This is a genomic window from Bartonella sp. CL436QHHD (assembly GCF_042195105.1).
In the GTDB taxonomy this organism is placed as follows: domain Bacteria; phylum Pseudomonadota; class Alphaproteobacteria; order Rhizobiales; family Rhizobiaceae; genus Bartonella.
Genome location: NZ_JBHINR010000004.1, coordinates 17,794 through 30,264, shown reverse-complemented (window position 1 = coordinate 30,264; position 12,471 = coordinate 17,794). Strand labels below are relative to the sequence as shown.

8 protein-coding genes are annotated in these 12,471 nt (G+C 34.7%); all 8 read right to left on the bottom strand.

Annotation, left to right across the window (positions count from 1 at the left end; translation table 11 throughout):
- Window positions 1-62: 62 nt before the first annotated feature.
- Window positions 63-674 (bottom strand): invasion associated locus B family protein, encoded by a 612-nt coding sequence (locus ACFIKN_RS01065; protein WP_273791265.1) that lies wholly within the window; start codon window positions 672-674, stop codon window positions 63-65.
- A 1,668-nt stretch (window positions 675-2,342) separates the two neighbouring features.
- Window positions 2,343-3,182, bottom strand: coding sequence for a hypothetical protein (locus ACFIKN_RS01060; protein ID WP_375631150.1), 840 nt, complete (start codon window positions 3,180-3,182; stop codon window positions 2,343-2,345).
- 261 nt (window positions 3,183-3,443) lie between these two features.
- Window positions 3,444-6,944 carry a transcription-repair coupling factor gene (mfd, locus tag ACFIKN_RS01055; RefSeq protein ID WP_375657770.1) on the bottom strand — a complete coding sequence of 1,167 codons (3,501 nt, stop codon included), beginning with the start codon at window positions 6,942-6,944 and terminating at the stop codon, window positions 3,444-3,446.
- 5 nt (window positions 6,945-6,949) lie between these two features.
- Window positions 6,950-7,237 carry a succinate dehydrogenase assembly factor 2 gene (locus ACFIKN_RS01050; protein ID WP_273791268.1) on the bottom strand — a complete coding sequence of 96 codons (288 nt, stop codon included), beginning with the start codon at window positions 7,235-7,237 and terminating at the stop codon, window positions 6,950-6,952.
- A gap of 65 nt (window positions 7,238-7,302) precedes the next feature.
- The gene (locus ACFIKN_RS01045) at window positions 7,303-7,983 is read right to left on the bottom strand and encodes an ABC transporter ATP-binding protein (protein WP_273791269.1); all 681 of its coding nucleotides are present in this window, start codon (window positions 7,981-7,983) and stop codon (window positions 7,303-7,305) included.
- The gene (locus tag ACFIKN_RS01040) at window positions 7,983-9,251 is read right to left on the bottom strand and encodes a lipoprotein-releasing ABC transporter permease subunit (protein ID WP_273791270.1); all 1,269 of its coding nucleotides are present in this window, start codon (window positions 9,249-9,251) and stop codon (window positions 7,983-7,985) included. Before ACFIKN_RS01040 ends, ACFIKN_RS01045 begins: the two co-directional genes overlap by 1 nt.
- 11 nt (window positions 9,252-9,262) lie before the next feature.
- Window positions 9,263-10,588: a proline--tRNA ligase gene (proS, locus tag ACFIKN_RS01035; protein WP_375657769.1), complete on the bottom strand. Its 1,326-nt coding sequence runs from the start codon at window positions 10,586-10,588 to the stop codon at window positions 9,263-9,265.
- Between the two features lie 203 nt (window positions 10,589-10,791).
- A complete protein-coding gene (locus tag ACFIKN_RS01030; RefSeq protein WP_273791272.1) occupies window positions 10,792-12,468 on the bottom strand; it encodes a ribonuclease J in 1,677 nt (558 codons plus the stop codon).
- Window positions 12,469-12,471: the final 3 nt, after the last annotated feature.

The following is a 12,471-nucleotide window of genomic DNA, read 5'->3' as shown; positions in this document are numbered from 1 at the left end:
CTGTGGCGGTTCAAATAAACAATTATAGAAAACGTTTCAACCAATTCTATAGTGTGGGTTTATTACTTTTGTTTTGCTTTTTCTTGCTCAGCCCGCATACGCTCTTCAATTTCTTTTTGCTTTGATTGAATGGCTTGCTGCAGCTTTATTTGTTCTTGTTGGAAATCTTTTTCCTCCATACCAGGACCGGTATAGGCTGCTGTAAACCCATTAAGAGAAAATTCAATAGGATTAGCTGAACCACGAAAATTAACTGTGGTTACAACCATTTTTGTTCCACTTTTCATAGCTGCTATAAGCTTATCATCTAAGACATCATTAGCAATACAACTTGGTCCATTACAAATAATATAAGGAATTTTTTTAGAGAACTCGTCACCGATTTTAATGTGAACACCTTCTGGCAAAAAACGCCCAGTAGGTACTTGAATACCTATACGTTTTTCATTTTGCTTCCCTTTTATTTCAACAAGATTAAAAGCCGTTAAAGGTTGTCCCGTATTCGATAATACAGTATTCATTGTATTACAAATATCAACATCATGCTGCTTACTGCAAACTTTGTACCAACCTTGTGATAAAGTTTGCGCATTTGCAGAAATACCAGCTATAAGAAAAAGGGCAGCGGCTCCAACTAATACTGAAACAGCAGAATAAACATTTTTATGCGACATGATTAAGTTAATCCTTTCAACGCGCTCTTAAGTAACTTTAAAAAAAAATATTAAATGTAATTCCAACTTAAATTTATTAAATTATAATGAAATAACAATTAATTTTACTATTTTTACTTCAATATAAAAAAAAAAGTCAAATTTAGAGAAAAAATACGATGAGCCATTCTATTTTTATACACCCATATAATTCCCCTCTTCATCACATTGGTATTTGATATAATCTATCTATAAAATACCTCTGTGCATTTAAACTAAGATTACACAAACGAATCAATATTGCAATATTAATTAAAATAAAGTCTAATACTACTCTAAAAAACTTACTAATTAAACTTTTTACATTTATTACTCTTCATGTTAAGCTTATAGAGCCTTAGCAACAGGTTGTTGCAATGCATGAAGCTCCAAAATATCAGATAAATTTTACTGTTTTCCTTATGTGCCTCGTGTGATACACAAAAACAAAATCATCTACGATATTATTGAAACATTTAATGAATTAAAACCACTGATTGTCTAAAATTTCTGCATAATTGTAAGAGAACTTTTTGCTAATGAACAATTTTCTTCCCTTGTTTACAAAACAATGGTGATACGCTTTTGTAATAAAAATTTTATATTCCATAGCGTTTAACTAAAAAGTTTAGTTTAAAAATACGTTACTAAAGAAGTGCTTTTTTCTTAATTAAACAACACATTTTCTTAGAGAGAAAATCTATAACTGCTGAAAATATTTTATTTATAATAAACTTTCTTAAAATATAATAACATATTAATTTATAATAATAATTTATCTTTTTTCTATTTCTATATTGTATGAAAGATCCTAATAGCGCAAACCTCTCTTATATTGAATCAATAAAATTTATCCACTTGTACATCACAAGCGGAGTTAGTTTTATAGATAAAACTACTGAACAAAGGCCCCCCCTATGAATCATCTCACGTGCCTAAAGCCATAATAAATTTATGCTCATATATTATACATCTATTATTGCATCTCTGTACAAATATCATCTCTCAGCTTTATAACGTGAATAAAAAATGTAGCTTTTATCAATTTATTTTAAGTTATTTCTCAAATAAAAGAAGCTTCTAAAATGATAAATTCTTTTCAGCTTTCACAACATCAAAGATATAAATCGTTAATGATTTAAGTTTTAAGAAAAAATGAATTCAAAATATCATTTTGTTTTCCTATATAACACAACTTAGAGCTATAAAAAATCTCTCTTATCGTATTAATGAAACAAGATTTATGATATGAGATGTATCGTCATTAAAATAATTAATCAGATAAAAATAAAAAACTACAAGCACAAAAAATTATGCATAAAAAGAAAACATAAAAAAGATATATGAGTTTATTATTTAATATATATATTAAATCTTATATGATAAGAATAACAGATAATATATTACGTGTATAATATTACTTTATTATAAATAATAAGTAATAACTCAAAAAATAAAATATATTATTACTAATATGTTTTAACTATTGTTTAGTATATCAGCTTAATTTCTCTGTATTTATATGAGTAAATTTTTAATTGGATATTCTCATAGCATTATTTTTTATGAATTTTCTAAACTATAATGTTACGAAAAATTAAGTATTTTTCTATTTTGAATATAATTCAACATAAATCAAATAAATAATTTTTAATTGAATAATTCTTCAACATGAAAACGCATACGATCTATAATATTCTTTTTCTTGTTTGGAAGCATTATATTATGTACTTCTTTAATGGTATTACAAAGCTTAGGTGCACTTTTTACAAACCAATTATCTTCTGTAAGACTATTTTTTATATCGTCAAATATTTGTTTTTCATAACTATAAGAGCCATCTGTTAGTAATTCTTTAATATCCCTGACTAAACTAGGACTTATTGAATTATTTGCGCCTTTAGCCCAACTAAAATCTTTATCTTTCCAATCAAAATCTTTGCGCAAAATAGCACCTATATCACTTTGCAATATATCCGCTAACGTATTGCAAGCAATAATAAACATGAGATAATTTTTCATTATCTCATCATCACCTCCACTTTTCTCATTCATTCCCCATTCATTAAACGTTTGAGTTTTTTTTAAATAGTCTTTTGCTTTAATCAACTTTTCTTCATACTCCCCTACTTCATACTCTCTCGCTATATGTATTCTAGAGATAATTTTTTGTTTTTTTTCAGCTAGATCCTGTAATTTCGAACCAAGATTATAATATTCATCCTTCAGAGTTTTCAGTTTTTTATATAACTTATTCCGTTCCTGTAAACGCTCATAGTATTCTGCTTTAGAAATATTTTTTTCCCAAATATCCAAATGAGATATACTTTCTTCAATAAATTGTATGCTCTCTTTAATATTCTTTCTTTTGTTTTTTAAATGTTGGTATTGTTCATCAGAAGATAACTCAGCATAAGCGTTTTTTACGCCATGTATTAAAGTGAGTAATAAAAAAACGATAGTTAGACACTTTTGTAATGAAGAAAGCATGCTATCTTTACCTAAATTCTTTCTAAAAAATTTACAGGAGCTTATTAGCTTATTATATTGAAAGTGCTATTTAATGCGGTCCAACCGTCTAATCTATTTTCTTCATTATATCAATACGTATATAATAAAAACCAAATAAATATATAAAGGGTTCTTTATTATAAACTTAAATTTTATTCTTATACAAAATCAATAACTGTTTGTTTTTATAGAATGATTTTATAAAAATGAGTAACAGTTCTGAAACAATAAAGAAATTTTTTAAACAGAATGTTGTTCTGCCATTTCGACAAGCTGTGTCATAATATTCGCTGCTCCAACAAGCCTTTCATCCGCTGTGGACCAATCACGAATAAGAGCAATACTTTGATCTGGTCGAATTTTTGCCATTGAACCTTGTTTTCCCACCCACTGAACAAGAGCAACACTATTTGCAAAATAGTTATTACGAAACTGTATGACAATCCCCTTTGGTCCAACATCTAATTTTTCTACATGTGCTTTTCGACACAATGTTTTAATATGAAAGACTTTAAGAAGATGTTGAACCTCAAGGGGCAAAGGACCAAAGCGATCAATTAACTCCGCTGCAAATTCATCAATTTGTTCTAAACCATCAAGTTCTGTTAAACGACGATAAAGTCCCATACGTAATGATAAGTCAGGCACGAAACTTTCTGGTATCATCACTGTTGTACCAAGAGAAATTTGAGGTGACCATTGCTTATCTTCATTTAGCTCTCCATCTTTTAATTCAGCAACAGCTTCTTCAAGCATTTTTTGATAGAGTTCAAATCCAACTTCTTTGATATGCCCCGATTGCTCTTCACCTAAAAAATTTCCTGAACCGCGGATATCCATGTCATGGCTTGCCAATTGAAAACCGGCCCCTAAGGTGTCAAGAGATTGTAACACTTTAAGACGACGATCAGCAGCAGTTGTTAAAACTTTACCAGCAGGAAATGTAAAGAGAGCATACGCACGTTGTTTTGAACGTCCTACCCTACCACGTAACTGATAAAGGGCAGAAAGACCAAACATCTCAGCACGATGCACAATTAGGGTATTGGCTGTTGGAATATCAAGACCTGATTCAATAATGGTTGTTGATAGCAGCACATCATATTGTCCATCATAAAATGCATTCATGATATCATCAAGTTGTCCAGCCGGCATTTGTCCATGAGCCACAACGAATTTCAGTTCTGGCACATATGTTTTGAGATATTCTTCTACAAAAGCCAGATCAGAAATACGAGGACAAACATAGAAACTTTGTCCACCACGATAATATTCTCGAAGCAGGGTCTCTCGTATAACAAGTGCATCAAAGGGTGAAATAAAAGTACGAACCGCCATTCTATCAATGGGAGGGGTTGTTATCAATGAAAGTTCACGTACACCCGATAAAGCTAACCCTAAAGTGCGTGGTATGGGAGTTGCTGAAAGTGTGAGAACATGAATATCACTTTTAAGCTCTTTTAAACGCTCTTTGTGTTTGACACCAAAATGCTGTTCCTCATCAATGATAAGAAGGCCTAACCGTAAAAAATTAACTGCACCACTTAATAATGCATGGGTTCCAATGACAATATCGATTGTACCATCTGAAACACCTTTTTTTACTCGTGCAAGTTCTTTCGCTTTTACAAGCCTCGAAGCATGTCCAATTTTAACCGGTAATCCTTGAAAACGCGAAATAAATGTTTTGTAATGTTGACGTGAAAGCAAAGTTGTCGGTACAACAACAGCAACCTGATATCCATTTAATGCTGCAACAAAAGCACTTCGAATAGCTACTTCAGTTTTTCCAAAACCAACATCACCGCATATCAAGCGATCCATCGGCTTACCTGAGGCTAGATCGTCCAAAACAGCATCAATTGCATTCATTTGATCTTCCGTTTCTTCATAGGGAAAGCAAGCAACAAACTCATCAAATGGTCCAATTGGTGGAAGTAAAGCAGGCGCAGCACGAGTCATACGCTCTGCAGCTATACGGATTAATTGCCCTGCCATTTCCAATAAATGTTTTTTAAGCCGAGCTTTACGTGCTTGCCAAGCAACACCTCCTAATTTATCTAAAGTTACCTCTGTTCCTTCTGAGCCATAACGTGAGAGAAGCTCAATATTTTCAACAGGTAAAAAGAGTAAATCACCTCCAGCATATCTAATTTCAAGGCAGTCTCGTAAAATTCCAGTGGTTCTGATGGTTTTAAGACCAACAAATTGGCCAATACCGTGGTCGATATGCACAATAATATCACCAGAATTTAAAGCAGAAATTTCAGAAATAAAATTTGTATTATTCTTACGCCGCTTTGGCGATCTTATAAAACGATCGCCAAGGATATCTTGCTCTGCTATAATAGCCAAATCTTCAGCCACAAAACCATGTTCTATCATGATAACAGCTGCTAATATGCGATCTCGAGGTGTTGCTTTGACTGTTTGCAAAGATTTTGCAACATCTATTTTTTTCAATCCATGCTCATCGAGAACTTGTAACAAACGATTGAGAGATCCTTCACTCCAACACGCTAAAAGCACTTTTTTACCAGCAGCGCGTAAAGATGCGATATGATCAATAACACTTGAAAAAACATTTTTTTCCTGCGCATTACGCTCTTTTACAAAATCATATCCTTGTTTAACATTGGTGTGAATAACAGTTTGTTCCAAACTTTGTGGAACATTAAAAGGCGAAAAATCAATACGCTGTGAAGATTGTTGCACATCTTCCAAAACACGCTTTGGCGTTAAATAGAAAAGACTAGGATCTATTGGATGATAAGAAGTAGAATTTTTTTCATCATTTTCGCGCTCTTTGCGCGCGTTATAATAGTCTTCAATAAGACGATAGCGCTCAATGAAGACTTCTTCTATGAGATGCTCAAAAACTATCGGTAAGTTGCCACAATGGTCAAAAAAGCTATCAAGGTTTTCATAAAAAAATGGAAGCCAATGTTCCATACCGGCAAAACGCCGACCTTGAGAAATTGCTTCATAAAGCATGTTATTTTTTTGTGATACACCAAATGTACGGGTATAATTGCTTTTAAAACGATTGATGCGTTCTGGTGTAAGAACAACCTCACTCATTGCCTGTAATAAAAGTTCAGTTTTTTGGCCTGTTGTCCTTTGACTTTCTGGATCAAATACGCGGATACTTTCTAGGGTATCTCCAAAAAAATCAAGACGTAAAGGTTCAACATCCATCGGAGAAAAGATATCAAGTATTCCTCCTCTTACAGCAAACTCACCAACATCACGGACAACCGTAACGCGTTCAAAACCATTGGTTTCTAGAAATTGAATAAGATTTCCCATGTTATTGCGCTGGCCAACACGTGCGTGAATAAGCTGAGCTTCTATCATTTCACGAGGAGGTAGCTTTTGCATAATCGCATTTGCTGTTGTTAATATAATTGCAGGATGTGGATCTTTACGTAAATTTGCTATGTGTGCCAATGCTGATAGTCGACGAGCCATAACAGCAATTCCTGGTGACACACGATCATACGGCAAACAATCCCATGCAGGAAATTGAAGTACGGGTAAATTGGGCTCAATAAAATTTAAAACTTGTTGTAAATGCACAATTTTTGTTCCGTCACGGACAACATAGAGGAGCGGTTTACCTTGTGCAATTTCTGAACTTAATTTAGCAAGCGCAAAGGCTTCAAATCCATCAGTAACGCCATCTAAAATCATACGAACAGAATTATTTTTGGGAATAACAATTTTTTTAAATATAGGCATCGGGATTAATAACTTAAGCAAGTACGATAATTGGCAATATCACGAAAAAGTGGACTATCAACCTCAGAGGGGGGCAAAATTTCTCCAGTAATCCATGTCAGTAAATCACGATCATCAAAAGACATAATATACTCAAGCTCAGAGAGCGTTCTATCATTCATCCCAGTAATATGAGCATCGACATAATGTCCAAAAATGAGATCCATTTCACGAATACCGCGATGCCATGCACGAAAAATCAATCGACGACGACGAGCATCTAATTGATTTTTGTCAACGACAAAAACTGTCATAAAAAATCTCCTTGAATAAAGTAATATAAACTATTCAATTAGTCGTATAAAATTTGTACCTTGCTTTAAGGAAGTTCTATAATCTTTTGTTCTTTAAGTGTAATTCGACGATGCATTTGCTTAGCCAAAGCGTAATTATGTGTTGCAATAAGAGCAGAAAGACCAGACTGACGAACAAGGATAGATAAAGCTTGAAAGACATAAGCTGAAGTTACTGGATCAAGATTTCCTGTAGGTTCATCAGCCAAAAGAACCGAAGGGCCATTTGCTACTGCACGTGCAATAGCAACACGTTGTTGTTCTCCTCCCGATAACTCTGAGGGACGATGGTTCGCACGATGAGAAACACGCAGATACGTCAATAATTTGCGCGCACGATCTTCTGCTATAGATTTTTTTAATCCTGCTATCATTTGCGGTATCATGACATTTTCTAACGCCGTAAACTCTGGAAGTAAATGATGAAATTGATAAACAAAACCAATATCATTCCGTCTTATAGCTGTTCGCTCACTATCAGAGCGCTTTGCACAAGAAACACCCCGTAACATCACATCACCAGCTGTTGGTTTTTCTAATAATCCAGCAATATGAAGAAGTGTTGATTTTCCAGCACCAGATGGTGCAACAAGTGCGACAAGCTCTCCACGATTAAGAATAAAATTCGCTTTATCTAAAACAATGAGCGGCTTATGGCTCTCGAAAAAGTGTCTTTCAATCTCTACAAGCTCTAAAATAGCTGTCATTATTCATACCTCAAAGCTTGTACGGGGTCTAGCTTAGCAGCACGCCATGCCGGAATGAGAGCAGCAAGAAACGACAAGAATAAAGCCATCATAGCAACCAAGATGGTCTGTTTCCACTCAATTTGTGCAGGCAATTTTGTTAAAAAATAAAGTTGAGGATTAAAAACGTCGACATTAAATAACCAAGATATAAAATCTTGGATATGATTAATATTCGCGGTCGCGATAACACCTAAAACTAAACCCAATATAGTTCCAATAAAACCAATCATCATTCCTGTAATGATAAATATACGCAAAATCGCACTCTGTTGAGCCCCCATCGTGCGTAAAATTGCAATATCATGACTTTTATCTTTTACAAGCATAATCAGCCCTGAAATAATATTTAAAGCAGCAACAAGAACGATCAGAGAAAGAATGAAAAACATAACATTTCGTTCAATCTGTAAGGCTGAAAAAAAAGCCTGATTGCGTGTACGCCAATCAATTAAATAGACCTGTTGTTCAACTGCTTTTTCTACAACAGGTTTTATTTGATCAACAGCATCAGGATCATTTAGAAATAATTCCAAAGACTGAACCTTATCTCCCAAATTAAAAAACATTTGTGCTTCATGGAGAGGCATAAAGATAAATATTGAATCATATTCAGACATACCAACTTCAAAAATAGCAACGACTTTATAAGCTTTCACACGTGGGGTAACGCCAAAAGGAGTCTCATCACCATCTGGAGTAATAATACGAATATCTCTTCCAACTGTCAGTCCTAATTTTTCTGCTAAGCCACTTCCAATTGCAACACCTTCTTCTTGATCAAACCGAGAAATCGATCCTAATTTAATGTTTTGAGAGACTGTTTTAAGCTTTTCTAGATCTTGTTTGCGCATACCACGAACTAACGCGCCAGAGCCACCTTGAACTTCACCTTGAACAAGCGCTTGACCTTCAATAACAGGTAAAGCAAACTTCACACCATTTGTAGTTTCTAAAGAAGAAATAAGAGTCTTATAATCAGAAAAACCAGAATCAACTGTTTGAATAATAAGATGCCCATTCATACCAAGAATACGATTGAGAAGTTCTGTACGAAAGCCATTCATCACCGCCATAACAACAACCAGAGCAAATACGCCCAACATAATCCCAATAAGAGAAATAATTGAAATAACAGATGCAACGACATGTTTTTTATTGGGAATCATATAACGAAAAGCGATCATCCACTCATAAGATGAAAAGCATTTGTTTTTCAGCCTCTTCATAACATTTCCTATTAAATTATAGAAAGTTGGCTGAGCACATCTTCAACCTTTAGAGATTTTTTTATTCCTGTTTTTCGATCTTTAATTTCAACTTCATTTTGTGCAATGCTGTTAGGGCCAACAATGACTTGCATTGGCAAACCAATCAAATCCATTGTTGCAAATTTTGATCCAGGACGTTCATTTCTATCATCTAATAACGGATCAAAACCAACCTCCTTTAATCCCTGATAGAGAAACTCACATGCCTGTGTGCATTTTTCATCATCGGGTTTCATATTGATAATCCCAAAATCAAACGGTGCCATCGACTTTGGCCAAATAATACCATTTTCATCATGAGAAGCTTCAATAGCGGCTGCAACAAGACGCGAAGGCCCAATACCATAAGATCCCATAGAGACCACATGCTCTTTTCCATCTTGTCCCATAACTTTTGCTCCCATTGGAGCAGAATATTTAGTACCAAAGTGGAAAATATGACCTACTTCAATACCACGCGCTGAAAGACGATTATGATCAGAAACTTTAGCCCACTCCTCTTCATTATGCATTTCTTCCGTTGCTGCATAAAAAGATGTCCATTGCTTAACAATATCATCTAAAACAGCTTTATCACTAAAATCGATTGAACTATCTGGAACGGTAAGTTCAAGAAATTGTTTATCACAGAAGATAGCACTCTCTCCTGTTTCAGCCAAAATGATAAATTCATGACTGAGTTCCCCCCCTATTGGACCTGTATCTGCACGCATAGGAATTGCTTTTAATCCCAGGCGAGAAAAAGTGCGTAAATAAGCAACAAACATACGATTATAAGATGTTTTAGAGCCTTCATAATCAAGATCAAAAGAATAAGCATCTTTCATTAAAAATTCTCGTGCTCGCATCACACCAAAACGTGGACGAATTTCATCACGAAATTTCCATTGAATATGATATAAATTCAGCGGAAGATCTTTATAAGAACGAACATAAGAGCGAAAAATATCTGTTACCATCTCTTCATTGGTTGGACCATAAAGTAAATCACGCTTTTGACGATCTTTAATGCGGAGCATTTCCAAACCATAATCATCATAACGACCGCTTTCACGCCAAAGATCAGCAGACTGAATTGTAGGCATCAATATTTCTATTGCACCCGCACGTTCTTGCTCTTCACGAATAATTTTACAAACTTTATCAAGCACTTTTTTTCCCAAAGGAAGCCAAGAATAAATCCCTGATGTTTGTTGTCGAATCATTCCAGCGCGCAACATGAAGCGATGAGAAACAATTTCTGCTTCTTTAGGATTCTCTTTTAAAAGTGGAAGGAAATATTGAGAAAGACGCATTGAAATAATTAACTCCTAATCAGATCTATCATATCGGAACAATTTATCACACCCTCTATTCATCTATAGCCGCATTCTGAATACTTGCAAATATAACGATCTTATCATTTAAAAATTTATTGTGCTTTATTCTCTATTTTTCTTATTTAGCAATAAAATAAAAAATGCTCTTCTCTTTTTAAATAACGTAATATGAAAGTTCTTTATTTTGACCGATGTAAAAAAACTGTACAGATAGGTTTTTTTTGCCAAATTTCATGAACAGCCGCTCTCACTGCACGTCGTGTTGCCTCTCGAATAAGTTCATTATTTTTCTGTTTCATGCGTGGGATATTATAAACTGTATTTTCTACGATATCTAAAAGAATATCTTTTAAACTTTTCCCCTTTCCATTACTTTCAGGTAACCCTAATATTGTTAGACCTATATCCCCTAATAATTCATGCTTACTATTTATATGGAGAGAAATAGTAACATGACCAGCATAACTTAGTTTGCGGCGCTCACGAATCCCTAATTCATCTTCATCTCCAATTAAGCAACCATCCTTATAGATGCGGCCAACAGGAACTTGATCAATAACTTCTACAGGCTTTGGTGCAAGACGTAAAATATGTCCATTTCTGATATCCGTAACAGTTTTAATACCTGCTTGACGTGCTAAAGTTGCCTGAGCCTTAAGATGCATTGCTTCCCCATGTACAGGGACAAGTATTTGTGGCTTTATCCAATCATACATCTGTAAAAGTTCTGAACGACGTGGATGACCTGAAACATGAACAAGCGCATCTTCATTCGTAATAATTTCAATACCCAAATCAATGAAACGATTTTGTACCTCAATAATCGCTTTTTCGTTTCCTGGAATACTTCGTGATGAATAAATAACGGTATCACCAGCGGAAAGTGCAATATTTTTCATTCCATCACGTGACAGTTTAGCCAAAGCTGCACATGGCTCACCTTGGCTCCCAGTGACAATTAAAACAAGATCTTTTCGCGAGATATAGCCATAATCATCTTCCGTTACAAATGGCGCTAAACCATTCATATAACCAAGCTCTTGTGCAACCATAATACTTCGCTTAAGGGAACGCCCAATGACAAGCACCTTACGTCCAGCAGCTTCAGCTGCAAGAGCAATAGAACGTATCCGACCAATATTAGAAGAAAAAGTTGCTATCGCAACGCGCCCTTCAGCTTTGGAAATAATCTCAGAAAGACTGGCTTGAACTTGCTGCTCTGATGGAGATATACCATCCCGACATGCATTTGTGGAATCACAAAGTAATGCTAAAACACCTTTTTTGCCTAAAGCACGAAATCTTTTTTCATCGGTTACAGCCCCGAGTGAAGGGGTATGATCAATTTTCCAATCACCAGTATGAATCACAGTCCCCAAAGAGGTTGTAATTGCTAAAGATACAGATTCTGGTATTGAATGGTTAACGGCTATAGCCTCTACAGCAAAGGAACCTACCTGAAAACAATCACCAGCTTGAAAAATATTGAGTAAAATTTTTTGAGATTCAAAATCTAATTGTTTTTTAGTTTCCAATAACCCTGCCGTAAAAGGCGTACAGTAAATTGGCACTTGTAACTTTGGACATAAATCAAGAACGGCCCCATAATGATCTTCATGTGCATGTGTTAAAACAAGACCCCGTATATTATGTTTTTCACTTTCTAGGAAACGAATATCAGGCAAAACAAGATCGACACCTGGTAATTCAGAACCAGCAAAACTAACCCCCATATCAACCAGCAGCCATTCACGAAGACTTTGGGGACCAAATCCGTAAGCAGCTAAATTCATCCCTATCTCACCTACACCTCCCAGAGGTAAAAAAACAAATTCATTCTTATTGGCTGCAACCATAAA